The organism is Robertkochia marina (assembly GCF_004799345.1).
Classification (GTDB): domain Bacteria; phylum Bacteroidota; class Bacteroidia; order Flavobacteriales; family Flavobacteriaceae; genus Robertkochia; species Robertkochia marina.
The window spans coordinates 342,050-367,556 of sequence record NZ_SSMC01000001.1 but is presented as its reverse complement, the minus strand read 5'-3'; the positions used below and the strand labels follow the sequence as shown (position 1 = coordinate 367,556).

At 43.7% G+C, this 25,507-nt stretch carries 21 protein-coding genes and 1 tRNA gene; 8 read left to right on the top strand and 14 right to left on the bottom strand.

Annotation, left to right across the window (positions count from 1 at the left end):
• The 3 genes from E7Z59_RS01500 (at position 1) to E7Z59_RS01490 (ending at position 1,906) form a co-directional block, all read left to right on the top strand.
• Positions 1-621 (top strand): ExbD/TolR family protein, encoded by a 621-nt coding sequence (locus tag E7Z59_RS01500; protein WP_136334523.1) that lies wholly within the window; start codon positions 1-3, stop codon positions 619-621.
• 15 nt (positions 622-636) lie between these two features.
• Entirely contained in the window at positions 637-1,119 is a 483-nt protein-coding gene (locus tag E7Z59_RS01495) for an ExbD/TolR family protein (RefSeq protein ID WP_136334522.1), read from the top strand.
• Positions 1,120-1,207: 88 nt separating this feature from the next.
• Positions 1,208-1,906 carry a porin family protein gene (locus E7Z59_RS01490; RefSeq protein WP_136334521.1) on the top strand — a complete coding sequence of 233 codons (699 nt, stop codon included), beginning with the start codon at positions 1,208-1,210 and terminating at the stop codon, positions 1,904-1,906.
• Here E7Z59_RS01490 and E7Z59_RS01485 read toward each other — a convergent pair.
• The 11 genes from E7Z59_RS01485 to rplM all read right to left on the bottom strand — a co-directional run bounded on the left by E7Z59_RS01485 (position 1,901) and on the right by rplM (position 15,099).
• Entirely contained in the window at positions 1,901-2,506 is a 606-nt protein-coding gene (locus E7Z59_RS01485; protein WP_136334520.1) for a hypothetical protein, read from the bottom strand. The two genes, E7Z59_RS01490 and E7Z59_RS01485, sit on opposite strands and share 6 nt — an antisense overlap.
• Entirely contained in the window at positions 2,506-3,960 is a 1,455-nt protein-coding gene (rpoN, locus tag E7Z59_RS01480) for an RNA polymerase factor sigma-54 (RefSeq protein WP_136334519.1), read from the bottom strand. Before rpoN ends, E7Z59_RS01485 begins: the two co-directional genes overlap by 1 nt.
• A gap of 95 nt (positions 3,961-4,055) precedes the next feature.
• Complete coding sequence (asnS, locus tag E7Z59_RS01475; RefSeq protein WP_136334518.1) at positions 4,056-5,495, bottom strand: asparagine--tRNA ligase; 1,440 nt, start codon at positions 5,493-5,495, stop codon at positions 4,056-4,058.
• 389 nt (positions 5,496-5,884) lie between these two features.
• Positions 5,885-8,290, bottom strand: a complete 2,406-nt coding sequence (locus tag E7Z59_RS01470) for an efflux RND transporter permease subunit (RefSeq protein ID WP_136334517.1) — start codon at positions 8,288-8,290, stop codon at positions 5,885-5,887.
• A gap of 45 nt (positions 8,291-8,335) precedes the next feature.
• A complete protein-coding gene (locus tag E7Z59_RS01465) occupies positions 8,336-10,858 on the bottom strand; it encodes a DUF5686 family protein (RefSeq protein WP_136334516.1) in 2,523 nt (840 codons plus the stop codon).
• Positions 10,859-10,946: 88 nt separating this feature from the next.
• The gene (gene frr / locus E7Z59_RS01460) at positions 10,947-11,501 is read right to left on the bottom strand and encodes a ribosome recycling factor (RefSeq protein WP_136334515.1); all 555 of its coding nucleotides are present in this window, start codon (positions 11,499-11,501) and stop codon (positions 10,947-10,949) included.
• Positions 11,502-11,549: 48 nt separating this feature from the next.
• A complete protein-coding gene (pyrH, locus tag E7Z59_RS01455) occupies positions 11,550-12,257 on the bottom strand; it encodes a UMP kinase (protein ID WP_136334514.1) in 708 nt (235 codons plus the stop codon).
• A 140-nt stretch (positions 12,258-12,397) separates the two neighbouring features.
• The gene (gene tsf / locus E7Z59_RS01450; RefSeq protein WP_136334513.1) at positions 12,398-13,222 is read right to left on the bottom strand and encodes a translation elongation factor Ts; all 825 of its coding nucleotides are present in this window, start codon (positions 13,220-13,222) and stop codon (positions 12,398-12,400) included.
• Positions 13,223-13,299: 77 nt separating this feature from the next.
• Complete coding sequence (rpsB, locus tag E7Z59_RS01445; RefSeq protein WP_136334512.1) at positions 13,300-14,088, bottom strand: 30S ribosomal protein S2; 789 nt, start codon at positions 14,086-14,088, stop codon at positions 13,300-13,302.
• A 169-nt stretch (positions 14,089-14,257) separates the two neighbouring features.
• The gene (rpsI, locus tag E7Z59_RS01440) at positions 14,258-14,644 is read right to left on the bottom strand and encodes a 30S ribosomal protein S9 (RefSeq protein WP_136334511.1); all 387 of its coding nucleotides are present in this window, start codon (positions 14,642-14,644) and stop codon (positions 14,258-14,260) included.
• On the bottom strand, positions 14,644-15,099 hold the full coding sequence (rplM, locus tag E7Z59_RS01435) for a 50S ribosomal protein L13 (protein WP_136334510.1): 456 nt from the start codon (positions 15,097-15,099) through the stop codon (positions 14,644-14,646). The genes rpsI and rplM overlap by 1 nt, the downstream gene beginning before the upstream one ends.
• Positions 15,100-15,420: 321 nt before the next feature.
• Here rplM and E7Z59_RS01430 point away from each other — a divergent pair, with 321 nt between their 5' ends.
• Entirely contained in the window at positions 15,421-15,789 is a 369-nt protein-coding gene (locus tag E7Z59_RS01430) for a four helix bundle protein (RefSeq protein ID WP_242015630.1), read from the top strand.
• Positions 15,790-15,907: 118 nt separating this feature from the next.
• On the opposite strand, the gene polA is transcribed toward E7Z59_RS01430, so the two are convergent.
• A complete protein-coding gene (gene polA, locus E7Z59_RS01425; RefSeq protein WP_136334509.1) occupies positions 15,908-18,727 on the bottom strand; it encodes a DNA polymerase I in 2,820 nt (939 codons plus the stop codon).
• 244 nt (positions 18,728-18,971) lie between these two features.
• Here polA and E7Z59_RS01420 point away from each other — a divergent pair, with 244 nt between their 5' ends.
• The gene (locus E7Z59_RS01420; RefSeq protein ID WP_136334508.1) at positions 18,972-20,210 is read left to right on the top strand and encodes a metallophosphoesterase; all 1,239 of its coding nucleotides are present in this window, start codon (positions 18,972-18,974) and stop codon (positions 20,208-20,210) included.
• A gap of 73 nt (positions 20,211-20,283) precedes the next feature.
• Complete coding sequence (locus E7Z59_RS01415; RefSeq protein WP_136334507.1) at positions 20,284-20,580, top strand: thioredoxin family protein; 297 nt, start codon at positions 20,284-20,286, stop codon at positions 20,578-20,580.
• Between the two features lie 3 nt (positions 20,581-20,583).
• Here E7Z59_RS01415 and E7Z59_RS01410 read toward each other — a convergent pair whose 3' ends face one another.
• Positions 20,584-21,231, bottom strand: a complete 648-nt coding sequence (locus E7Z59_RS01410; protein WP_136334506.1) for a polysaccharide deacetylase family protein — start codon at positions 21,229-21,231, stop codon at positions 20,584-20,586.
• A 42-nt stretch (positions 21,232-21,273) separates the two neighbouring features.
• Positions 21,274-24,612 (bottom strand): glycosyltransferase family 117 protein, encoded by a 3,339-nt coding sequence (locus E7Z59_RS01405; protein ID WP_136334505.1) that lies wholly within the window; start codon positions 24,610-24,612, stop codon positions 21,274-21,276.
• Positions 24,613-24,799: 187 nt separating this feature from the next.
• On the opposite strand from E7Z59_RS01405, the gene E7Z59_RS01400 reads away from it, so the two are divergent.
• Positions 24,800-24,871 (top strand) — tRNA-Gln (locus tag E7Z59_RS01400).
• Positions 24,872-25,039: 168 nt separating this feature from the next.
• On the top strand, positions 25,040-25,504 hold the full coding sequence (gene rimP, locus E7Z59_RS01395; protein ID WP_136334504.1) for a ribosome assembly cofactor RimP: 465 nt from the start codon (positions 25,040-25,042) through the stop codon (positions 25,502-25,504).
• Positions 25,505-25,507: the final 3 nt, after the last annotated feature.

Here is a 25,507-nt window from a genome sequence, read left to right as displayed (position 1 = left end):
ATGGCAAGAAGAGGTGGAGCACCGGAAGTAAATGCAGGGTCGATGGCCGATATTGCGTTCCTTCTCCTGATCTTTTTCCTGGTTACCACGACCATTGAGACTGATTCAGGGTTGGATCGAAAGCTGCCGCCCATTGATACTCCGGAAACAGACGTAATTATTAAACAAAAGAACATATTTACCGTTGAGGTGAATAAGAATAACCAACTATTGGTTGAAGAAGAACTGATGGAGCTTAAAGATCTTAGAGCTGCCGCAGTGAAATTCCTCGACAATGGTGGGGGTGTAGGAGAAACAGGAGAACAATGTGATTATTGTAGAGGGGATCGTGACCCTTCGTCTTCTGATCATCCTAACAAGGCGGTTATCTCTCTGAGAAATGACCGTATGACGAAGTACAGTACGTATATTGCTGTGCAGAACGAATTAGTAGCAGCTTATAACGAGTTGCGAAATCGTGAAGCTCAGCGTTTGTTTAACCGTCCTTTTACCGCTATGGAGGCTGAATACCTGGATCCTAAAACCTCTGACGGGGTAAAGGATGAGTTGAAGCCAAAGATCGAAAGGATTCAGGCCATGTATCCGCAGAAATTGTCGGAAGCAGAACCTAAGAGTAACTAAAATTCATTAAATACTATGTCAAGATTTAAAAAGAAAAAAGATGGAGCGGTACCTGCAGTGTCAACTGCATCCTTACCGGATATCGTGTTCATGCTTCTATTCTTCTTTATGACGGTTACAGTAATGAAGGACAGTTCGCTAATGGTTCAGAATGAATTGCCATATGCTTCAGAAATTCAAAAACTCGATAAGAAGGATAGGGTTATCTACATCTATGCAGGTAAGCCAAGCCAACGCTATCAGGACACCTATGGTACATCGGCTAAGATCCAGTTGAACGATAAGTTTGCTGATGTATCTGACGTTGCTGCCTATGTACTGGCTGAAAGAGCGAAGAAACGTGAAGAACTTCAAAATGTTCTGACCACTGCGCTTAAGGTTGATATGGAAACCAATATGGGACTTATCTCCGATATCAAACAGGAATTGCGTAAAGTAAATGCATTGAAGATCAACTATACTACGAGATCAGGAGATGCGTTCAGAAATATGCAATAATCCATTTCAAATAAACTTTTATTAGTTAGAAAGACGCTTCTGCCTGTTTAGGTTAGAAGCGTTTTTCTTTTTATCCTATCTTGTGCCTATGAAGAAGTTACTTTGGTGTTTGCTGTTCCTTACCGCCAGCTATGCTTCCCATGCTCAATTAGACAGCCTGGCAGCAGAGATAAATGACACCCGTTATTTTGAAGATCAGTTCTACCTTGGCATGTTTTATAATGCCCTTACGAACCAACCTGGAGAAACCGGGCAAAGTAAGCTGTCGTATGGTTTCCAGGGAGGGTTTATAAAGGACCTCCCGGTTAATAAAAGGCGGTCATTTGGTTTTGGACTTGGCATTGGTATGGCCTATCAGAGCATTAATAATGACCTGAGGGCACGCCAATTAAGTACAGGTCTTATCGTATACAACCAGGTGGCGCCCGGACTCAGTTACAGGCGTAACACTCTTTCTTTTGCCTCTGTAGAAATTCCCTTGGAAATTCGCTGGAGGGCCTCAACTGCTGTTAAGTATAAGTTTTGGAGAATTTACGGTGGTGTAAAGTTGAACTACAACCTGGGTGCCAGGTCTACTTTTGTTACTTCAGATACGAAAGAAAGTTTTTCTAATGATGATGTGAACGACTTGATGTATGGCACCTATCTTTCTTTTGGGTATAATACCTGGAACTTCTACCTCTATTATCAATTAAATCCGCTTTTTAAGGATAATGTCTTCACAGGGGAAGGAGAGGAAATAGCTTCTCGTTCACTAAACCTGGGCTTGATCTTCTATATCTTATAGCCAATGTCCGAAAGTGATCAATTGGGTCACGAATCCTACGAAGAGTCCTGTTACGATCTCATGGGTTGAATGAGCGCGCTGGTAGAGCCTGGCACTGGCCACAGCTCCGATACTCAATACCAGCAAGGAAAGCGCTACCACAATATTTTTCTCAAAATGAAATGACAATCCGATAAGAAAGGTTGTCAGGCCGCTGATGCCCATCATGTGCATACTGGCCTTGTACTTAAAGTAAACAAGGAACAGACAGGTAAGCAGTGCACCCAAAACCCCAACAAAGAAAAAGTATAGTTCGGTAGAATAGCTCGAGGGAATGATCTTGGCCGATACTACCCAGGTAAGAACGATGTAAATGGCCAGCGGGATGCGTCGTTCGGCAACCTCTTCCATCCCTGAAGATCGTATCCAGCCCACATTTCTGAGCAGGAAAAAGAAAAGAATGGGGATGGCTACTGTAATGATAAAAACCGCCGCCAGAATGGCTCTTATGTTTTCAGGAGGGCTGAATCTGGGTGTTACGAGAAAGTACGCCAGGGTGCCTCCAAAAGGCATAAAGAGGGGGTTAAATACGAAACTGATAAGCTTGGAGAAAAATTGCATTAGATTTCTTTTCTTAAACGGGCTACAGGTATGTTGAGTTGTTCTCGGTATTTTGCGATCGTGCGCCGGGCAATGGGGTAACCTTTTTCCTTTAAAAGGGCAGCCAGTTTATCATCGGTCAGAGGCTTTCTTTTATTCTCTTCCTCAATAAGGGTTTCCAGGATCTTTTTGATCTCACGGGTAGAGACATCTTCTCCTTCTTCATTCTTCATAGATTCAGAAAAAAGGTCTTTGATCAGTTTGGTGCCATAGGGAGTGTCTACATACTTGCTGTTGGCAACCCGTGATACGGTGGATACATCCATATTGATCTTATCGGCAATATCCTTCAAAATCATGGGTTTTAACTTACGCTCGTCTCCTGTGAGAAAAAATTCCTTTTGATGATGCATAATGGCATTCATGGTCACGTAAAGGGTTTCCTGCCGTTGTCGTACTGCCTCTATGAACCATTTGGCAGCATCCAGTTTTTGCTTGATGAACATAACGGCATCCTTCTGCGATCTTGATTTTTCCTTAGCATCTTTATACCCTTTGAGCATATTGTTATACTCTCTTGACACATGTAGTTCCGGAGCATTTCTTCCGTTGAGGCTCAATTCGAGTTCTCCGTCTGCAATACGAATGGTAAAATCGGGTACAACATGCTCAATGATGCGGTTATTCCCGGAATAGGAGCCTCCGGGTTTAGGGTTCAGCTTTTCGATCTCACCGATGGCATCACGCAGCTCATCTTCTGAGATATCGTGTCGCTGCAACAGTTTTTTATAATGCTTTTTGGTAAAGGCCTCAAAAGATCTTTCTAAAAGGTCTATGGCCAATTCAATAGCCGGAGTAGGGTCTTTTCTTTTGAGTTGGATCAACAGGCATTCCTGAAGGTGTAAAGCGCCAACCCCCGGAGGGTCTAACTGCTGAACAAGTTGTAATACCTTTTTAACTTCGGCTTCTTCTGTATAAATGTTCTGTGTAAAAGCAAGGTCGTCTACAATATCGGGAAGTTCTCGCCTGATGTAACCGCTTTCGTCAATACTACCCACAAGAAACTCTGCGATCTCAAACAGGTGGTCATCCAGCGGGAAGGTGTTCAGTTGGTTTAAAAGGTATTGATGAAAGGTGGTGCCGGCAGCATAAGGTACCTGCTTTTCCTCATCATCACTGCTGTAATTGTTGGCTTGCAGCCTGTATTCCGGAATTTCATCATCACTCAGGTATTCGTCTACATTGATATCATCAGCATTGATCTGTTCGCTGTCATTGTCGTAGCTATCTTCAAGCGTGTCCCGGTCCAGGTCGTTGACCTCCTCCTTGCCACTTTCCAGGGCAGGGTTCTCCTCCAATTCCTGTTTCATCCGCTGTTCAAAGGCCTGGGTAGGCAATTGAATCAGCTTCATTAACTGGATCTGCTGAGGAGATAGTTTTTGCGATAGCTTAAACTGGAGCTGTTGCTTTAACATGGGTTAGTTCGCTTTGTATAAAAATAAAAAAAAACTAGTCATTGCATTCCTGCAAACGACTAGTTTTTCTCTATAGAATTTCTTTAAGGTCAGGCCTAGAATTCTGCATTCTGAGGTGTTCTTGGAAAAGGGATCACGTCTCTGATGTTCGTCATTCCCGTGGCAAACAATACCAGTCGCTCGAATCCAAGTCCGAAACCACTGTGTACCGCTGTACCAAACTTACGCAGGTCGAGATACCACCAAAGCTCTTCTTCGTCAATTCCCATTTCTTTCACCTTCTCTAAGAGTACATCGAGGCGCTCTTCCCGTTGAGATCCGCCAACGATCTCACCGATACCCGGGAATAGAATATCCATGGCTCTAACAGTATTCCCGTCTTCATTCAAACGCATATAGAATGCCTTGATCTTGGCGGGATAATCAAACAGGATCACCGGAGCTTTAAAGTGCTTTTCCACCAAATAGCGCTCGTGCTCACTCTGAAGATCTGCACCCCATTCCTCGATCAGATATTGGAATTTTTTCTTCTTATTAGGTTTCGAGCTTTTAAGAATGTCGATTGCCTCTGTATAACTCACACGCTTGAAATTATTATCGAGAACGAATCTGATCTTCTCGCGGAGTGTCATTTCACTGCGCTCGCTTTGTGGCTTTGATTTTTCTTCCTGAAGCAGTCTGTTCTCCAGGAATTCAAGGTCATCTGCACAATGTTCAAGAATGTAGCCCAGAACATATTTTATGAAATCTTCAGCGAGATCCATATTCCCGTCCAGGTCCATGAATGCTACCTCAGGCTCTATCATCCAGAATTCAGCAAGGTGTCGGGATGTGTTGGAGTTTTCTGCCCGGAAGGTCGGACCAAAAGTATAAACCTTTCCTAATCCCATGGCATAGGTCTCTGCTTCCAGCTGGCCTGAAACCGTTAAGTTGGTTTCTTTACCAAAAAAGTCTTCTTTATAATTTACAGATCCTTCCTCTGTTAACGGAGGATTCTTGGCATCCAGGGTGCTTACGCGAAACATTTCTCCGGCACCTTCAGCATCAGAACCGGTAATTACCGGGGTGTTTACATAATAGAATCCATTTTGCTGAAAATACTGGTGAATGGCAAATGACAAGGCCGATCGTACACGCATCACCGCACTGAAGGTGTTGGTGCGTACTCTCAGGTGTGCCTTCTCTCTTAAAAATTCGAGAGAATGTTTTTTAGGTTGTATAGGGTAGGTTTCCGGATCAGAATCACCTAAAACTTCCAGATCTTTAACCTGGATCTCAAATTTCTGCCCTTTTCCCTGGCTTTCCACTAAAGTTCCTGTTACGGCGATAGCTGCACCTGTGGTAAGTCTTTTTAAGGTGCTTTCGGGAGTATTTTCAAAGTCTACCACACATTGAATATTGTGTATGGTAGATCCATCGTTCAGTGCAATAAAACGATTGGAGCGAAATGTTCGTATCCATCCCTTTGCCGTTACCTCCTGGAGTAAGGCTGTTCCCTTTAAAAGCTCTTTAATGCTGTATGTGTTTGTCGCCATTTCCTCTTGAAAATTTTAAGGCTCAAAGATAAAATATTTCCCTTGATCCCCGGCCTTATCTGATAAGAATTGCCTAAGGGTAATTACTCATAGTTCCAAGCGTTGTGAGCATATGGATTTGCATATTATTTTCGATATAATGAAGGCTATAGTCGATAATAACTCACATTTTTGTAAGTTTTAACTGAATAAATTGATATATTTGGATTGTTTTGCGTTACGATTTAACCAAATGAATCGTTTTATGTATCCTAAACCTATGTGATAAATGAAATATCCTGAAGGTCTGTTATCCGGACCTTCAGGATATTTTTATACGATATATACAAGGTAGGTTTGGGGGAACCTCGAAAGTCTGTTTGGGCACTTAGGTGTCCGGCAGGCTTTTTTTATGGAGTCACAGTGGTTTCCTCCTCCTCTTCATCTTCTGCCAATACATCTATATACGGCTTCTTAAGTACTTTCTTATTAGCAATGTTACGCTCCAGGGCGAGAAGAAGTGATGGCAGCAGGATCAGGTTAGCCAGCATGGCAAACAACAGTGTCATCGATACCAAGCCTCCCAGGGCCTTGGTACCACCAAAATTACTGATCATGAAAACAGAGAAGCCAAAGAACAGTACAATGGAGGTGTAGAACATACTGACCCCGGTTTCCCGAAGGGCCCGATATACCGACTTTCTGATATGCCAGTGATTGGCTGCCAGTTCTTGTCGGTACTTAGCCAGGAAGTGAATGGTATCATCAACAGAAATACCAAAGGCTATGCTGAATACAAGAATGGTGGAGGGTTTTATCGGTATTCCCAGGTAACCCATAACCCCTGCGGTAATGATCAGGGGCAAAATATTGGGAACAAGAGAAACGATGATCATTTTAAACGACCTGAACATATATGCCATGAACAGGGAAATGAGCACAATAGCCAGCGACAGAGACATGATCAGGTTGTTAACCAGGTACTTGGTACCCTTCATAAACACAAGGGCCTTTCCTGTAACCGTAACGTCATATCGTTCTTCAGGCAGTGCCTTTTTAATCTTTTTATCAAGGTCTTCCTGAATCCCTTCCATCTTATCCGTGCCTATGTCTTTCATGAAGGTGGTTATCCTGGCCACCTGTCCTGTAGAGTCTACAAAACTGCTCAGCATGTTAGCATTCGAAGAAGACTTTTTAGCATACGACAAAATAAAAGTGTTCTCCTGGCTGTTTGGAAGTTGATAATAGTCGGGGTTGCCGTTGTAGAAGGCTTGTTTTGAGTATTTGACCAGGTTGGTCACTGAAATGGGAGCTGATAGTTCCGGGATCTCTCTGATCAGCTCTTCCAGGTCATCCATACGCTTAAGCGTAGAAGGTTTCATGACCCCGTTTTTTCGTTTGGTGTCTATCATGATCTCTACCGGCATGATCCCGTCAAACTCCTCTTCGAAGAATCTTATGTCGTCAAAAAAGGCAGCGCCCTTAGGCATGTCTTCGATAAGAGATCCTGAAATCCTTATCTGATAGATACCAATGATACTGGCAATAAGTGCAATAAGAGAAACAATGAATACAGCAATTCTGTGGTTTCTTACAGTGTCTTCCATCCATCCCACGAAGGTGTTGATCCATCGCTTATTCAGGTGCTTCAGGTGTTTGGTCTTTGGAATAGACATGAAGCTGTAGATGATCGGGATGATAAGCAGCGAAAGAATAAAGATGAACACAATATTCAGCGATGCCACAATTCCGAATTCTGTAAGCAGTTTGCTGTTGGTAATGATAAAAGTGGCAAATCCGGCCGCAGTGGTCATATTGGTCATCAGGGTGGCATTACCTACCTTGGAGATGACCCGTTGTAATGATTTGGCCTGGTTGCCGTGTTTGTTAAACTCCTGCTGATATTTGTTGATGAGAAATATACAATTCGGAATTCCGATCACGATGATCAGTGGTGGAATGAGAGCAGTAAGCACAGTGATCTCGTACTTTAACAGTCCCAGGGTTCCAAAAGACCACATAACCCCTGTAATTACCACGACCATGGAAATGAGAGTGGCGCGGAATGAACGGAAAAAGAAAAAGAAGATGAGTGAGGTAACTAAAAGCGCTGCTGCAATGAACGTTCCTATCTCATCAATGATGTTCTGTGAGTTCAGAGTTCTAATGTATGGCATTCCTGAAACTCTGAGATCGATCCCGGTACTTTCTTCAAAATCTTCAATAAGAGGAATGAAGTCGTTAAATATAAAATGCTTACGCACCTTGGTGTTCACGATCTCCTTGTCAAGATATACGGCTGTTCTGATGGTTTGCGTCTCCTTGTTGAATAGTAAGCTCTCATAAAAGGGGAGACGGTTGAAGAGTTCATTCTTTAAGCTGTCTACCTCCCTGTCACTGCTTACTTCAGCAGAGTTAAAGTCCTGGAGTTCGAATTGCTGTTTTTCTACGTTCTTAACAAGTTTCTGCAGGTTATCTGTAGAAACGACCATAGAGACCTCGGGTTTTGCCTGCAGTTGTTTAGATAGTTTGTTCCAGGCGTTGAAGTTCTCCGGGGTGAACAAAGCGGAATCTTTGGCTGCGATCACGATCAGGTTACCTTCTTCTCCAAAGACTTCAAGAAATTCGTTGTAGGCTTGATTGACAGGATGATCGTCCGGAAGCAGGTTGGCTTCTGTGTATGTAAAGCGCATATGCTTCCATTGCATAGCCATTAGAACCGTAACGGCCACAAGGCATAGCAAAATGAAGATTCGGTTTCTTAAAATAAGTCGGGCTACATATTGCCAGAAAGTTCTTTTGATCCAGTCAGTCATCCGAAAAAATTTCGGAGCAAAAATAGCAAACTAAAGCCACTAACCCTAAATTCCCAGAGACAAATAGAAGGTGAATTTCAATGAGATATTGTCGGTAAACAGTGGCAGGTTATAGGGGCCGTAACGGTACATGGTGCTGAGACCGAATCCGGAGAATATGTTGTTGAATTCAAGTCCGCTCTCATAATATCCTTCTTTGAGTGATTGAAAGGGAATACCTATGTGGTTTTCAGGGTTTCTTATATCACCGATGGCGAAACGGGTTATAAAGCTTACCTGTGGGGTGATCTTATCAGAGATCTTAAAAGGCGGGGCCAGGTATTTGGCCTGAAGACTCAGGTAACGATCTGAAAAAAATTCGTCAAAGTACATGGTTTCAAAACTATCGCGCCCGGCAACAGAAAACCTTGATAGCAAGGCCTGAGCCTTGGGTTGATTGGGAGATGCGTGATACAGTTCTGTAATAGGGAGGTCTCCGAAAGCGAGGCCACCGGTCATGTTAAGGTCAATGGCTCCGGCTCCGAACGTATTTATCCGATGACGAATGCGTAGCTGTGTTTTGGTAAAACCAAAGTCGCTCCCCATAACTCCCTTTAATCCCTGGGTGAATTGCAGGTTGAATTGTGGAAATCCCGGACTGAGTAAGCTGTTGCTGTCTCTAAAGGTCAGATAGGTGTTGTTGGGAGCCCAATACAATGAGAATGTACCCGTATTGGTGGTGTAGTTGTCAAAAGACTGCTGGTTATACAGGTAGGTATAAGGGTAGGTGGGGTCTGTTTTTATATGCGACCATTGCAGTTGAATGCGTAATGCGGGGTTGATCTCATGCTGGAAATAAGTGCTCACCGCCTTATTGCGATGAAAGGAGGTTATATTAAACAGGCGCGGTTCAAAAACATAGAAGGTTCTGCCATCGGTTATGAATTTATCGCTTCCCGTTTCAACCAGGTCGTCCTTATAGTCTACCCCGATCCATGTTTCATTGGTAGGAAGAAGCTTATAACTTCCGGTAGCTCCGTATTTAAATTCGGCGTCTTTTGTACCGTATACCCCATAAGCTTTTAACCTGAAGCGCTTGGAGAAATTATCATTGGTAATGGCTCCCATACCCAGTCTGAAGGCCTCATAGTTGTTATATTTCAAGAGGTACTTCAGGTCAAAATCAATATACCTGGTTGAAAGATATCCGGTAAAGAGCTTGCTGAGAAAAGCAAAACGCTCGTTGATGCGCTGTGCTATAGCAATGCTGTCAAGTTCGTTATAGGTGCGGTATTCTCTAAGGGTAAGAGGTGCCGATCTTTGCAGGTTCCAAAAGGGATCTTGCCGGCTAAAAGCATTTGGGGCAACCCTGATATCCTTGGCTCTTTTTTCGATGGTTACCGGAATATTGAAGGCGATATCTGTATTGTATTGCTCGGCGGTATAGCGTATTTGTTTATCGGGAAAATCATTGTTGGTATGAATGAGTTTACTGTCTGATGAAGGCTCATTTACTTCAATGATCATGCGGTCAAAAAGATCAACGGGCTTGTCGCCGTCTCCCTTTTTGATATTTAGTTTAGCCTGTGTGGGGAACCAAATGTTTTCCTCTTCAAAATAGGTGTAGTCCTGCCGGGCGCTGATGTCAAGGCCGTTCCTGTGTTGAATATGCCCTTTTTGCAGTGCCAGTGAAACCGTGTCAATGTATAAGGCTCCTTTAAGCTGGGCCTTTTTGGAGGTTCTTTTCGGATAAAAATAAACCAAAAATGCGGGCCTCCCTTCGTTCAGTACGGTGTCAATAACCCTGTAGTTATAAGTCTTGAGCGCGTTTCCTGCCAGGGGACTCTTGTAGGTGGTTCCTAAAAGGGTGTAACTCTCTTTGTAAATGGAGAAGGATTGCAGTTGAAATTTCAACAACCGGTATAGCGGTTCCTCCAGGCCGGCCATTTGATTGGCTACTATGGTTTCTTTTCTTCCTTCTTTACTGCTGTAGTCTACTTTAACAGAAGTCTCTATCAGGTATAAATGAGTGCGCAGTAATTGTTGTTTCAGGAAATAATTACTGCTGTCAACCTTTCTCAATACCAGATTATTTTTTTGTTTCCTGAAGATGGAATCGATCCGGTCGTTAATAGAATCAGGATGGGCGGTGATCACAGATTTCTGGTAAGACCTGAATGTATAGCTGTCAAGAATGTTTTCGGGGTAGTTATCCTTTTTTTTGCGGATAACTTTTTCCATCAGTGAATTTGCGGCGGCAATATTGCTCTTTATTTGAGATTCAATGTTTGAGCTCGGGTGTTTCTGAAGAGTAATAGTAAGGATTTTTCCCTGAGCTACGGAAACTGTTTTAGGTAAATATCCCGGGTAAGTGACGGTAAATCGGGTTGCATTTTCAGGGATCTGCAGGGTGAAGTTTCCTGTCATATCGGTTACTCCCAGGTGGGCGTTCTCATGATTGACGGAGGCAAAGGGAAGGTGTTTCCCGGTGTTCATGTCGGTCACGATTCCTCTTACGGTCTGTTGTCCGTAGCTGAAGGCTACAGAAATAAAGAGCATACAGAAAAGAAAAGAGATTGACTTGATCACGTTCTTCAGGGGTGATTAGCGCAGTAGGTAGTTTAAAGAATAACAAAAAGCGATCCGTGAGGATCGCTTTTAAAGTATGCGGTTAGCATTAAACCGTCATAATTTCCTTCTCTTTGTTTGCCAGGATCACATCGACCTTTTTAACGTAGCTGTCGGTCAATTCCTGTACATCGACCTCGGCATTCGATTTCAGATCTTCAGAAGCATCAAGGTTTTTGATATCCTTATTAGCATCCTGTCTTGCATTACGGATAGAAACCTTAGCATCTTCAGCTTCACCTTTGGCTTGTTTTACGAGGTCTTTACGGCGCTCTTCGGTGAGCGGTGGCACATTGATGATCACCATTTCACCATTGTTCATAGGGTTAAAACCGATATTGGCGAGCATGATACCGCGTTCGATCTCCTGTAGCATTGACTTTTCCCACGGTTGGATAGAAATGGTACGTGCGTCAGGAGTATTCACATTAGCAACCTGCGACAAAGGTGTCTGAGACCCGTAATAATCGACCATAACACTGCCTACCATAGAAGGGCTGGCTTTACCTGCCCGAATGTTTACAAGTTCTTTTTCAAGATGTGCCAAGGCAGCATTCATTGATTCGCGGGCACTGTCAAGGATGAATTTAATTTCTTCGTTCATAATGATTTATGATTTAGATCGCTTAGGCTTTTTGATACGTTAATTTAGTTAAAGATTTACTTTAGTTCCAACTTTTTCTCCTGCGACCACCTTTCTCAGGTTCCCCGATTTGTTCATATCAAATACAATGATCGGTAATTCATTTTCCTGGCTAAGGGTGAAAGCCGTGGTGTCCATGACCTTCAGACCTTTTTTCAAAACGTCTTCGAAGGAGATAAAATCAAATTTTGTAGCGTCTTTATTTTTCTCCGGATCTGCGGTGTAAATACCATCAACCCGTGTACCTTTCAAAATAACATCTGCATCGATCTCAATAGCTCTGAGTACAGCAGCAGAATCGGTCGTAAAATAGGGGTTCCCGGTACCTCCGCCGAAGATAACCACGCGACCTTTTTCAAGGTGACGTACGGCGCGTCTTCTTATAAAAGGCTCTGCCACTTCATTGATCTTAATGGCCGATTGCAGGCGGGTTTCGATACCTTCATCCTCTAAAGCACTTTGCAGGGCCAGTCCGTTGATCACGGTGGCCAGCATGCCCATATGATCGCCTTGTACGCGATCCATGCCATTGCTGGCTCCTGCAAGGCCTCTGAAAATATTACCGCCCCCAATTACAATGGCTACCTGAACACCCTTGTCGGTGATCGATTTGATCTCCTCGGCATATTCCTTTAACCTGACAGGGTCAATTCCATATTGGCGCGTACCCATAAGCGCCTCTCCACTTAGTTTTAAAAGAATTCTCTTGTAATGCATGAATAGCTTGTTATAATGGGGATATAATAATTTTGATCGCAGCAAAAGTAAGCAAAATAATTGAGTGCAAATTGCCGGATTAGTCGTATAAAAAAGCCCCTCGATAAAAGGGGCTTTTCTGTAAATATGTTCCTGACGGATTAACCAAGTGCTACTCTTTCGAAAGCAGTAATGGTCAGGTCTCCGTTCACTGATTTTACGTAATCGGCAACACTCTGCTTGTTGTCTTTAATAAAATCCTGGTTCACAAGAGTATTGTCTTTAAAGAAACGCTTCAGTTTTCCTTTAGCGATATTGTCAAGCATAGCCTCAGGTTTTCCTTCTGCTCTCAGCTGATCTTTAGCGATCTCGATCTCTTTGTCGATCACTGACTGATCTACACCTTCTTCGTTAAGGGCAACAGGATTCATAGCGGCTGCCTGCATAGCTACGTCTTTAGCAGCAGTTTCGGCACCATCTACACTGGCAGAAAGTCCTACCAGGGTAGCGATCTTGTTTCCGGCGTGGATGTAAGAACCTACAAAAGGAGCATTGAGGGTACGGTAATCTCCGATCTCGATCTTCTCTCCGATAACTCCGGTTTGCTCGATAAGCTTCTCAGATACAGTCATTCCGTTAAAGTCGGCTGCAAGGAAAGCATCTTTAGAATCGTAGTTCAAAGCAAGAGTAGCAAGATCATTAGCCAGTTGAACGAAGGTATCGTTCTTGGCAACGAAATCAGTCTCGCAGTTCAGCGATACGATAACACCGGTGTTCTTGTCGTCATTTACCTTAGCGATAACAGCACCTTCAGAAGATTCCCTGTCGGCTCTTTTAGCTGCAACTTTCTGACCCTTCTTACGCAGGATCTCTACAGCTTTTTCGAAATCTCCCTCGGCTTCAACCAATGCTTTTTTACAATCCATCATACCGGCACCGGTAGATTTTCTAAGCTTATTTACTTCAGCGGCTGTGATTTTTGCCATTTCTCTTAAAGTTTTATGATTTAAAAATCGTTGACCGGCTTGTGTTGTGACCGGTCAACGACCTTAGGAAATATTATTTATTCGTTGTCTTCAGAGGTTGCAGCCTCAGCTTCCTTTGCGGGAGCTTCTGCCTTACCTTCACTTTCTTTTGCAGCTTTCTCTGCATCCTTATCGGACTTTCTTTCAGAAAGACCTTCAGCTACTGCAGCAGTTACGTGAGAAAGCACTTTTTCGATCGATTTTGAAGCATCGTCATTAGAAGGGATCACGTAGTCAACCTCTCTTGGGTCAGAGTTGGTGTCGACCATAGCGAAAATTGGAATGTTTAATTTTTGTGCTTCTTTAACCGCGATGTGCTCACGCATAGTGTCTACGATGAACAGGGCACCTGGAAGACGAGTCATGTCTGAGATAGAACCAAGGTTCTTTTCCAGTTTAGCTCTTAAACGATCAATTTGTAGTTTCTCTTTTTTAGAAAGGGTATCAAAAGTACCGTCTTTCTTCATTCTGTCAATCGCAGCCATTTTCTTTACCGCTTTACGGATGGTAACGAAGTTGGTAAGCATACCACCCGGCCATCTTTCAGTAATATAAGGCATGTTTACAGCACCTGCTTTATCAGCAACGATGTCTTTAGCCTGTTTTTTGGTAGCTACGAAAAGGATCTTTCTTCCTGAAGCAGCGATCTTTTTAAGGGCTTCGTTAGCCTCTTCGATCTTAGCTGCAGTCTTGTAAAGATTGATCACGTGAATTCCATTACGCTCCATGTAGATATAAGGAGCCATGTTTGGATTCCACTTTCTGGTAAGGTGTCCGAAATGTACACCTGCCTCTAGTAGGTCTTTTACTTCTATATTGTTTGCCATTTTCTTAATAGTTTACGTTCCGTTGTTTATTTAGCAATGCAAAAGTGGTCACCTTCTTCAGAAGGGTTGTGCCTCCTGCATTTGGATGCTAAACCAGTCTCCGCCGTAGCGGTTCAACGACATTGTTATTTTCAATAGTGTATGAACGATACCGTTCTCCTGAATAATATTAACGCTTAGAGAACTGGAATTTCTTACGGGCTTTCTTCTGACCGAATTTCTTACGCTCAACCATGCGTGGGTCTCTGGTAAGCAGTCCTTCAGGCTTCAGAACACCTCTGTTCTCTGCGTCTACTTCACACAGTGCTCTTGAGATAGCCAAACGTACAGCCTCAGCTTGTCCGGTGATACCACCACCGTATACATTTACCTTGATATCAAAAGCCTCGTTGTTCTCAGTTAAAGTAAGCGGCTGCTTCACTTTGTACTGAAGGGTAGGAGTTTTGAAGTAGTTTTCCAGGTCTTTTTTGTTGATGGTGATGTTTCCTTTCCCTTCAGAAACATACACACGAGCAACAGCAGTTTTTCTTCTGCCGATTTTGTGAATTACTTCCATTATTTAAGATCGTTTAAATTAATTGTAGCAGGTTTTTGAGCTTCCTGATCGTGCTCGGCTCCTGCATACACTTTAAGGTTTCTGAAAAGATCAGCTCCCAGCTTGTTCTTAGGAAGCATTCCTTTTACTGATTTCTCGATCAAACGTGCAGGATCTTTCTCAAAGATCTCGGTTGCAGTTTGTACGCGTTGACCTCCTGGGTAACCAGTGTAGCGAACGTATTCTTTCGCTTGCCATTTTTTCCCGGTCAGGTTGATCTTCTCGGCATTGATAATGATCACATTATCTCCACAATCAACGTGCGGGGTGTAATTGGGCTTGTACTTACCTCTTAGCAGCTTGGCTACCTTAGAAGAAAGACGTCCCAGCGTCTGTCCTTCAGCGTCAACAAGAACCCACTGCTTGTTTACAGTTGCCTTGTTCGCTGATACGGTTTTGTAGCTTAATGTATCCACACTAACTTATTTAAAATTAAACATTCCATTCCTGCCCGATTCAGTATTGATCGGATTTACAGGGGTGCAAATGTACATATTATTCTTATAATTGCAAACGTGTACTTGCTTATATTTGAAAGGAATACGAAATGTGGACTGGTTTCATGACTTAACGCCTCTTTATAGCTGTTACAGAGGGGTTTTCTTAGTGGATTGTCGGGGCGAAATCCAAATTCCAAATCTCAAATTCCAAAATTCAAAACCCTAGTTCTGAATTCCAGGTTCTCAATTGGTGAGATCATAATCAACCATATATAGAAAATTTACTATATTTGAAAGATGTTTGATAAAATGGGAAAAGAACAAAAGCCATACTCACTAGAGGAGCGCACCTATCAATTTGCTAAAAATTGCAGAACTTTAAATTCTGAGTTGCCTTCACTCGTTTGTAATATTGAGGACGGAAAGCAATTGATCAGGTCGTCAGGCTCTGTTGCTGCTAATTATATTGAAGCCAATGATTCTTTGGGAGCCCGGGATAAATTATTCCGGATGAAAATTTCCAGAAAAGAAGTGAAAGAGTCTGAGCTTTGGTTAAAATTACTTTCAGATACGAATCCTTCTCATCGCGATAACATATTTCTCCTTTTAAAAGAAGCGAGGGAGTTGCGACGTATTTTATCCCGCATAATAATAAAGTTATCATAGCTGTATATTCCAATAGGCCAAATACGGGCTTATGAGCTATTTCGGAAATGGGCGCTACAACATACCTGTAGGTTTGGAATTTGAATCTTTGGTCATTTCTCATTGACTTTGCAATGAGTTAATGAGCTTCCAACCAATTCTCTCCGGTACCCAGCTCTACATCAAGGGGCACTGCTAATTCGTAGGCGTGTTCCATTTCGTGTTTGATCATTTTGCTCACGGCTTCCAACTCTTCTTTATGGGCGTCAAACACCAGTTCATCGTGAACCTGCAGCAGCATTCTTGTTTTGTAGTTACCTTCCTTTAGCTTCTCCTGAATGCGTAACATGGCGATCTTGATCACATCGGCGGCACTACCCTGTATTGGGGCGTTTACCGCATTGCGCTCTGCGGCGCCTTTTACCACCTGGTTGCGGGAGTTAATATCTTTAAGGTAGCGACGTCTTCCAAGAATGGTCTCCACATACCCGTGTTCTCTTGCGAATTGTATCTGTTTAGAGATGTATTCCTTTAACTTGGGGTAGGTGCTGTAATAAGTGTCTATCAATTCTTTAGCCTCTGTCCTGTTCAGGCTCGTTTGATTGGATAGTCCGAAAGCCGATACACCATATATAATACCAAAGTTCACTGTTTTGGCGTTGCTTCTTTGTTCGCGGGTAACTTCTTCCAGGGGTACATTAAATACTCTGGCGGCGGTAGAGGCGTGAATATCCTGTCCGTCCTTAAATGCCTGTATCATGGTCTCCTCTTCGCTCAGGGCAGCAATAATACGCAACTCGATCTGAGAGTAATCGGCTGCCAGCAGAATGTGATTCTCATCACGCGGAATAAAGGCTTTTCGAACCTGTCTTCCTCTTTCGGTTCTGATGGGTATGTTTTGCAGGTTCGGGTTGTTCGAACTGAGTCTTCCGGTGGCGGCTACTGCCTGAGAATAGATCGTATGGATTCTTCCGGTATTAGGGTTGACTTCCTGTGGAAGGGAGTCAACGTAGGTGCTTTGAAGCTTCTTAAGTTGTCGCCATTCCAGGATATCCGCAACGATCTGATGGTCTCCGGCGAGACCTGATAATACGTCTTCGGCAGTTGAATATTGTCCTGTTTTAGTTTTTTTGGGTTTGTCAACCAATTTGAGTTTGTCAAACAGAATGGGCCCAAGCTGTTTCGGAGAGGACAGGTTAAAGCTTTCTCCGGCCTGTTCAAAAATAGACTTCTCCAGCTGATCGATCTCAACGGTCATCGCTTTTGAAAGTTCTTTAAGATAATCGCTGTTCAGGTTGATGCCTTCGATCTCCATCTCGGCCAATACCTTGACCAGGGGGGCTTCAATATTTTTAAACAGGTCTGCTGCGTTTCTGTTGGGCAGTTCTTTTTCAAAGAGATGTTTCAGCTGCAGGGTAATGTCGGCGTCTTCTACTGCATAAGAGGTTTGCTCTTCCAGCGGAACCGTTCGCATCGATCGTTGGTTTTTACCTTTTTTTCCGATCAGGGTCTCAATAGACACCGGGCTGTAATTCAGATAGGTTTCTGAAAGTACATCCATATTATGTCTCATATCAGGGTTGATCAGGTAGTGGGCGATCATGGTGTCAAATATGGGGCCCTTTACTTTGATGTCGTATCTCGAGAGTACTTTAATATCGTATTTCAGGTTTTGACCGATCTTTTCGATGTCCTCATTTTCAAAAAAGCTTCTGAATTCTTCCAGTAATTTTTTGGTTTCTTCCTGGTCTTCCGGAAAGGGCAGGTAGTACCCCTTACCGGGTTCCCATGAAAACGCACAACCTACCACTTCTGCTTCCAGTGATTTGAGGCTGGTGGTTTCCGTATCAAAACATACGCTCTTTTGTTTCAAGAGATTTTGAAGCAATAGCGACCTGCTCTTATCGGTATTCACCAATTGGTAAAAGTGAGGTACCTCTTCAATGGTCTTAAAACCCGTAGTTGCGGTTGTGGCAGAGGCGGTATCGGCATTGCTGCCAAAGAGGTCATACTGCACATCAAGACTGCTGTTAACTCCTGCCTCTTCCTTATTTTGAGAGGCCTCCGCAGGTTCTGCATTAAAGGTTTTAAGCAGGTTCTCTTCCATTCTTCTGAATTCGAGCTCCTGGAAGATCTCTCTCACCTTTGGGAAATCGGGTGTATTTAATTCAAAATCTTCTTCATGAAAAGTTACAGGTACATCGGTCATGATGGTGGCCAGTTTTTTAGAGAGCTTGCCCAGGTCGGCATTGGCGATCACCTTTTCTTTCATTTTGCCCTTCAGAGATTCGGCGTTCTCCAGAAGCCCTTCGAGACTCCCGAATTCTTTGATGAATTTTTTGGCTGTTTTATCGCCCACTCCGGGAAGCCCGGGGATGTTATCTACTGCATCACCCATCATCCCCAGATAGTCGATCACCTGTTCCGGTCTTTCTACTTCAAATTTTTGCTGTACTTCCGGAATGCCCCAGATCTCAATGCCATTACCCATTCTGGAGGGGCGGTACATAAAGATATTTTCGCTCACCAATTGTGCAAAATCCTTATCCGGGGTCACCATATAAGTTTTATAACCCGCCTGTTCTGCCTGTTTTGCCAGGGTTCCGATAATATCATCAGCTTCATATCCGGGCTTAACAATAACCGGTATGTGCATGGCTTTTAAGATATCCTGGATAATGGGAACCGCAATGCGAATAGCTTCGGGTGTTTCGTCACGATTGGCCTTGTATTCTTCAAACATCTCTAGGCGGTCTTTACTGCCCTCTTTGTCAAAGGCTACTGCAAGATGATCCGGGTGCTCCCGTTTGATCACGTCTAAGAGTGAGTTCATAAATCCCATTACGGCAGAGGTGTCCATCCCCTTAGAGTTGATTCTCGGGTTTTTAATGAAAGCGTAGTATCCTCTGAAAATCAAAGCGTAGGCATCTAAAAGAAAGAGACGTTTCTGTTCTGACATAATGGTAATTTGATGATTATTTCGGGTAAAAATAAGGAAGTTTTCATCGAATTTCGGCTATTTCCCGGTATTAAATTGGAACAGGATCTGTGAGCTTAAAGTCTGGGTGAGCCATTAGTTTTCCATGTGTTTATTAAGGATGGAAGGAGGTGCTGTAGAAGAATTTCGTTAAAGATTATTAAAACTTTGATATGGCATGTGTTATAGAGATATTTTTGTGTTAACATAAGTAGTTGTTAAGTATATGTCTCGATTTTTCATCTTCCTTGGAATTGTTTACCTCATTGGAGCTTTTTATGGCTTTCAGGCCTTTCGCACCCTGATCAAGAATCCCTGGTTACAGGGAGCTTATATTTTGATCTTTCTTTTGGTCCTCGGAAATATATATTTTCAGTTTACCGGCTATGAGCGTTCCCAGGGAATGTCTTCTGCCATGAGTTTGTCTGTGGGTGTTTTTCTGGCTTTTATGACCCTTGGTTTTGTTTCAGGTTCGGTCATGCTTATTGAAGATGTTATCCGTTTCTTTGGATGGGTCCTTAAAAAGATCGTTAATGCGGGGTCGGGCACAGGGATGCACTTTCCCGAAAGGAGAAAGTTTGTCAGCCAGGTTGCTTTGGTTTTGGCCTCCATTCCTTTTGCCTCCTTGCTGTACGGTATGTATAAAGGAAAGTATAACTACAGGGTGTTGCGATACGTGCTGGAGTTTGACGACCTTCCGGAAGCCTTTAACGGGTACCGTATCACCCAGATCTCTGATATTCACAGTGGTAGTTTTGATGATGCAGCAAAGGTGAAGTACGCAGTGAATTTGGTTAATGAGCAGCAGAGCGATGTGATCCTTTTTACCGGGGATATGGTCAATAATGTGGCTTCAGAAATGCACCCCTGGAAGGAGGTGTTTTCAGCGCTTCAGGCCAAAGACGGGGTGTTTTCTGTATTGGGTAATCACGATTATGGCGATTATGCCGAATGGGATACGGAAGATGATAAGGCTGCAAATCTTGAAGATTTAAAGCGTATACAGCGCGAAATGGGTTTTGATCTCTTACTCAATGAAAGCAGGTACCTGGAAAGAGACGGTCAAAAGATCGCCCTGGTGGGGGTGGAAAACTGGGGTGCCGGCGGATTTAAAAAAGCCGGTGATCTCGATCATGCCCTGAGCGGGGTGGCGGCAGATGATTTCAAGGTCTTGATGAGTCATGATCCGTCTCATTGGGAGAGTCAGGTGATCAATCATCCATGGCATGTGCATCTTACCCTTAGCGGGCATACCCATGGAATGCAATTCGGGGTGGAGATACCCGGATGGATAAAGTGGAGTCCGGTTAAATATCGCTATAAGTATTGGGCCGGTATCTATAAAGAGCTGGGGCAATATATCAATGTCAACCGCGGCTTCGGATATATAGGATATCCGGGCAGGGTGGGTATATGGCCGGAAATCAGCGTTATTGAGCTGCGTAAAAAGCGAGAAACTGTATAATACAGTACTTTCCCTATGTTTATTAGTTTTTTTATTACATTTGATCTATCAAGTGGTTAAATTTCAATAGCGTATGTCAAAATTTGGCGAATTAATTGATGTCAAAGTTCCGGTGCTTCTCGATTTCTATACCGAATGGAATGATCAATCGGTAAATATGCATCCGGTGTTGCGCGATGTGGCTGCCGCCATGGGAGACAAGGCGAAGGTCATTAAGATCGACGTGGAAAAGAACCGCGAATTATCTGAAGCCTTGCGTGTTAAAGGGCTGCCAACCCTTATGATCTATAAAAACGGCGAGATGGTATGGCGTCAGAGTGGCGAGCAGGATGCCAATACCCTGATCGGCCTTCTCCAGGAGTACATATAGCTTTTACAGACTACACATTTCCATTCCTTCTTTTTTTAAATAGTCCAGGTATTCGGGCAGGATATTTTTCAGGTTCTCAAATGCCTTCACACTGTCGTGAAACACGACAATGCTTCCCGGTCTTGTATGTTTCTTTAGTTTTCTTATGCTGAGCTCCCGGTCGAGTTTCCGGTCAAAATCAGCGCTCAGCAAGCTCCACATGACGATCCTGTAGTTTTCCGTTCTGACAGCTTTACTGATTCTCCGGTTTATGCGGCCGTAGGGTGGTCTGAACAAAGGGTTTTCAAAAAAACCGGAAGCCTCTTCAAATTGCCTGATGATAGCGGTGGTTTTTTGAATACTGTTAAGGTAGGTGGCTGCTTTGTGTTCACTTGCGTTGAGGTGATCATAGGTGTGGTTGCCAATAGAGTGGCCTCTTTGCAGCACCTCTTTAAAAATATCCGGATGCATTTCTATATTCTTCCCAATACAGAAAAAAGTGGCCCTGGCCCGGTATTGCTCCAGGACGTTCAACACATAGGTGGTTATTTCGGGGGTAGGACCGTCATCGAAGGTAAGGTATACCTTGTTGCTGTCTGTGTCACCCCGCCACAACAATTGTGGAGCGAACCACTTTACAATTCCTGGGGTTTTAAACAGATAGGGTTTCATAATGAAAAAAGAAGGCCGGTATTTTTACCGGCCTTCTGTGTGTTAATTGTTCATTGTACTGTCTGCCGGTGTCGGAGCTGAATCTGCTTCGATTTTAGCTTCTACAGGCTGGCCTTCAGGAACGTTTTTTTGTTCCCGGGCTCCTTGTTGCTGCGCTTCGCGATAAATAGCGAACATGGGCAGGTAATCATTAAATTTTTTAGCCTGGTCAAGACCGTATTCCTCTACGTCATTTCGAACCACGATGTCAAGGAGGCCTCGGTAACGTTCCATGTTATTGATGATCTCCTGGGTGTAGTTCAGTTGCTCATCATCGCTCATGTTACCGTAGTATTCCAGGTATTCCTGGTATTTCTCAGCAACCTGTTCGAAGAGCTCACGGGCCTTATCGGTCTCACCTACCTTGTAGTAGCCGTCAACGAATGGCTCGAGAAATACGTAATAGCCAAAGTAGCCAAATGGCATTTTCTCCATAGCCAGGTCGATCACTTCAAGGGCTTTATCCGTCTTGCCTTCGTTGAGAAGCTTTTCGGTAAGCCTGGCCAGGTTTCCTCTGAAAGAGATACTGTTCTTCCTCGTCTCCGGATCGTGATAGATATCGGTTGATCCTGAGTTACCCCACTTCCAGTCCATAACAATATCATACATAAGATCTTCATCGATCCTTCCCATTTCATAAGGGTTTTTAGGATCAATAGGTGTTTTGATGGGCACCAGTTTGTACACCAGTCCATCTAACTGAAGATAGTCTTTCATCCACATATATTCTGCCGGACTAAAACTTCCTCCGGTAAAATAAATAGGACGCTCCCAATCATTATTGGCGAGGATGTCGAGCATCAGGATACGGTTTTTGGTAAGTACTTGTCCCGGAATATCTATATCGATATGATCAACGATCAGGTGTTCGTCTTCCGGTTTTACCAGGCCGCTCTTAATTACATTTTCTTTATTGACGGGTACCCTGATCTTGTTAGTAGGGTAGATGAGAAGTTTACGGTAGCTGTCCGGATACTGGGCAGGATCCAGGCCTCTGCTTCTCATGACCTGTTCCATGGTATTCTTGTCATTTTCGATCCACTTCATGAAGCGTTTAATGTCCCATCGCTCGTCGGTCAGGTCCTGATAATAAATAGCTTCGCGTACGCCGTAGGCGTATTTGTCGTGGGTGAGCTGTGATGGTATGGGCGGACTTTGATAAGCGGCCCTTTTCATCTGATCGATATACCAGTCGGTAGCAAAAAGACTGGTATTGATGGTTCTTACATCGGTACGATACCCCTCTACTTCCTGGGCATACCAGAGCGAGAAGGTGTCGTTGTCTCCAATGGTGAACAGCATGGCGCCGGCATTTTCCTGTATGGATTCCAGGTAGGATTTGGCGATCGACTGTGCGGTGTAGCGGTCAGATCGGTCGTGATCATCCCAGTTTTCTGTGGCCATCAGGGTGGGTACTGCCAAAAGACAGGCAGCGGTGATGGTAGGAGCGAGGATTTTAGGGGTCAGGTATTTCTTGAATTCTTCAAAAAGGGCATAAACCCCCATCCCTATCCATATAGAGAATACATAGAATGATCCTACCAGGGCGTAATCCCGTTCCCTTGGTTCAAAGGGTCGTTCGTTCAGGTACACCTTCAATGCAAGTCCTGTAAACATGAATAGCACGAAGAGAACCCAGAACTTTTGTTTGCTGGTCTTAAGAAGGAAAAGGAAGCCTATAAGTCCTAATATCATCGGGAGGAAGTAATAGGTATTTCTTCCTTTATTGTTCAGCACGTCAGATGGCAGGTTGTCTTGTGAGCCAAGACGCCATTCATCAACAAATTTGATACCACTCAGCCAGTTTCCATGATCGTCCAGTCTACCTTGTATATCGTCCTGTCGTCCCACAAAATTCCAGAAAAAGTATCTCCAGTACATATACCCCATCTGGTAGTTGAAAAGGTAATACAGGTTTTGTCCGAAGGTGGGTTTTTCAACGATGATATAATCAGAGAACTGTTCGATGAAGCGCACATAGTCTTCCGTGTCGATAGCACCGGTTGCCAGTTCGGTATTCATCTGGGCTACGGTGTTGGCCAGTCTGGGCTCTGAACGGTACTCTCTCTTCAGGCTTATCTCAACCGGCCCTGCAATGTTCATATAATTAGCAGCGTGATCGGTGCTCCACATTCTTGGCAGCAGACCAACATGGTCGCCGTGAGGATTGGGTTCGGCATCTTTATAATCGTTTACGATCACGTATTTGCCTTGTTCGTAATCACGTTCGTATTTGGGTTTGTCATCTTGATAAGGGTCAACCGGGTCTTGTCCGGCCCATGCGTCGGTAAACATGGGGCCGTTGAAAAGGTGAGTCTCCGGGTACTGTTCCATATTGTAATAGGCCAGTAACTGACGAGCATCGGTTGGGCTGTTCTCGTTGATAACTGTTCCCGCATTGGCACGGATAGGGATCATCAACCAGGTGGAGAATCCGATCAATATAAAAAGGGTGCTCAGTACGATACTGTTGGCAATAGGGAACTGCTTGGTGCGTGTATATTTAAGTCCGTACCAAAAGCCTGCCACAACGATCAGTGCAGCGATGATGGTTCCGGAGTTAAACGGAAGGCCGATACTGTTTACGAAGAAAACTTCGAGGTACCCGAAAAATCGCATCACATTAGGCAGTAATAGTTTAAAAATAAACAGCAGCACGGTGATCGATATCAGGTTGGCAAGTATAAAGCCCTTGGTGGTGGGATTCTCGTAATTTCTGAAGTAATAGATCATTCCTATGGCCGGAATGGTAAGTAGGGCCATAAAGTGAACCCCAAAGGAAAGCCCGGTAACCAGTGCGATCAGGATGAGCCATCTGTTGGCTCTGGGGGTATGCATTTCATCAGACCATTTTAAGCCGAGATAAAACATTAAGGCCATTAAAAAGGTAGCCATCGCATATACTTCTGCTTCTACAGCATTAAACCAAAAACTGTCAGTAAAGGTGAAGGTCAGTGCGCCGGTAAGGCCGCTTCCTAATACGGCTATATATTTAGGAGTGTTCATCTCCCCTTGCATCCTGGCCAGTTTAAGGGTAATGTTGGTGATGGTCCAGAACATGAATAAAATGGTGAAGGCACTGGAGAAAACCGACATATGGTTTACGGTTACGGCTATGTTCTCAGGGCCGGAAGCGAAATTTCCGAAAAAGGCCCCGATCATTTGGAACAAGGGTGCTCCCGGGGGGTGACCCACCTGTAATTTAGATGCGGTGGCAATATACTCTCCGGCGTCCCAAAAGCTGGATGTAGGTTCAACAGTAAGGTGGTAAACGGTCAGGGCGATGGCGAAGACGATCCAGCCAAGGATCGTATCCCATTTTTTAAACTGTAGTGCAGTCATGAACTTATTTTCTATTGGTGGCGAATTTAAGAATAAATATAAGATAGGGTAGGGCTTTTAATCAACCTTAACAACAGAAATTGCAGTCGGTTTGAAATAAATTTTAAAAATGTTTGTGCATATCAAAGTTTGTACTAAATTTGCAACCGCTTTCGAGGATGAGCGCATTCAAAAAAGCATTTGGTGATGGCCTATGGTGTAATTGGTAACACAGCTGATTTTGGTTCAGTCGTTCAAGGTTCGAGTCCTTGTAGGCCAACAAAATAAAGCTTCTCAAATCGAGAGGCTTTTTTATTTCCCGCTGTTTGAGCAAATTACGATTAGACTCTTATTTAAGGTTTAAAAAAAGTTGTATATTTGCAGCGTTGAACGAGATGATATTGAATTCAGAGGGGACAGGTGTCCCCTCTTTTTATACCAACAACAAATGTTGAAAGATAGGGTAGAAGAGCTGCTGGCAGAAGCATTTGAAGAGCGAAAGGATCTTTTTTTGATCGACCTGAAAGTAACCCCGGATAATAAGATCATGGTGGTGATCGACGGCGATAAGGGAGTTTCACTCAACGATTGCATTGAAGTAAGTAGAAAAGTAGAGCATAATCTGGACCGGGAAGAACAGGACTTCTCTTTAGAGGTGGGTTCTCCGGGTGCTACCGAGCCTTTGGTGCATGCAAGACAATATCAGAAGAATATCGGGAGAAAGCTCAAGGTGAAACTGGAGGAAGAAACTCTGGAAGGAACACTGGAAAAAGCCGACAATAGTCATATATTGTTAAAGTGGAAGGCCAGGGAGCCTAAACCCGTAGGGAAAGGAAAAGTGACCGTTCAAAAAGAAAGAGAGGTTGCTTTAGAAGACATTGTAGAAGCTAAAGTGATGATAACGTTTAATTAGACA

Coding starts and splice junctions, on each gene's coding strand:
- E7Z59_RS01410 (WP_136334506.1), bottom strand. CDS start 21,231: ATGAAACCCTATCTGTTTAAAACCCCAGGAATTGTAAAGTGGTTCGCT.
- E7Z59_RS01490 (WP_136334521.1), top strand. CDS start 1,208: ATGAAGAAGTTACTTTGGTGTTTGCTGTTCCTTACCGCCAGCTATGCT.
- rpoN (WP_136334519.1), bottom strand. CDS start 3,960: ATGTTAAAGCAACAGCTCCAGTTTAAGCTATCGCAAAAACTATCTCCT.
- E7Z59_RS01415 (WP_136334507.1), top strand. CDS start 20,284: ATGTCAAAATTTGGCGAATTAATTGATGTCAAAGTTCCGGTGCTTCTC.
- E7Z59_RS01500 (WP_136334523.1), top strand. CDS start 1: ATGGCAAGAAGAGGTGGAGCACCGGAAGTAAATGCAGGGTCGATGGCC.
- E7Z59_RS01405 (WP_136334505.1), bottom strand. CDS start 24,612: ATGACTGCACTACAGTTTAAAAAATGGGATACGATCCTTGGCTGGATC.
- polA (WP_136334509.1), bottom strand. CDS start 18,727: ATGTCAGAACAGAAACGTCTCTTTCTTTTAGATGCCTACGCTTTGATT.
- E7Z59_RS01420 (WP_136334508.1), top strand. CDS start 18,972: ATGTCTCGATTTTTCATCTTCCTTGGAATTGTTTACCTCATTGGAGCT.
- rpsB (WP_136334512.1), bottom strand. CDS start 14,088: ATGGCAAACAATATAGAAGTAAAAGACCTACTAGAGGCAGGTGTACAT.
- rimP (WP_136334504.1), top strand. CDS start 25,040: ATGTTGAAAGATAGGGTAGAAGAGCTGCTGGCAGAAGCATTTGAAGAG.
- frr (WP_136334515.1), bottom strand. CDS start 11,501: ATGAACGAAGAAATTAAATTCATCCTTGACAGTGCCCGCGAATCAATG.
- rpsI (WP_136334511.1), bottom strand. CDS start 14,644: ATGGAAGTAATTCACAAAATCGGCAGAAGAAAAACTGCTGTTGCTCGT.
- E7Z59_RS01495 (WP_136334522.1), top strand. CDS start 637: ATGTCAAGATTTAAAAAGAAAAAAGATGGAGCGGTACCTGCAGTGTCA.
- pyrH (WP_136334514.1), bottom strand. CDS start 12,257: ATGCATTACAAGAGAATTCTTTTAAAACTAAGTGGAGAGGCGCTTATG.
- asnS (WP_136334518.1), bottom strand. CDS start 5,495: ATGGCGACAAACACATACAGCATTAAAGAGCTTTTAAAGGGAACAGCC.
- E7Z59_RS01430 (WP_242015630.1), top strand. CDS start 15,421: ATGTTTGATAAAATGGGAAAAGAACAAAAGCCATACTCACTAGAGGAG.
- E7Z59_RS01485 (WP_136334520.1), bottom strand. CDS start 2,506: ATGCAATTTTTCTCCAAGCTTATCAGTTTCGTATTTAACCCCCTCTTT.
- tsf (WP_136334513.1), bottom strand. CDS start 13,222: ATGGCAAAAATCACAGCCGCTGAAGTAAATAAGCTTAGAAAATCTACC.
- E7Z59_RS01470 (WP_136334517.1), bottom strand. CDS start 8,290: ATGACTGACTGGATCAAAAGAACTTTCTGGCAATATGTAGCCCGACTT.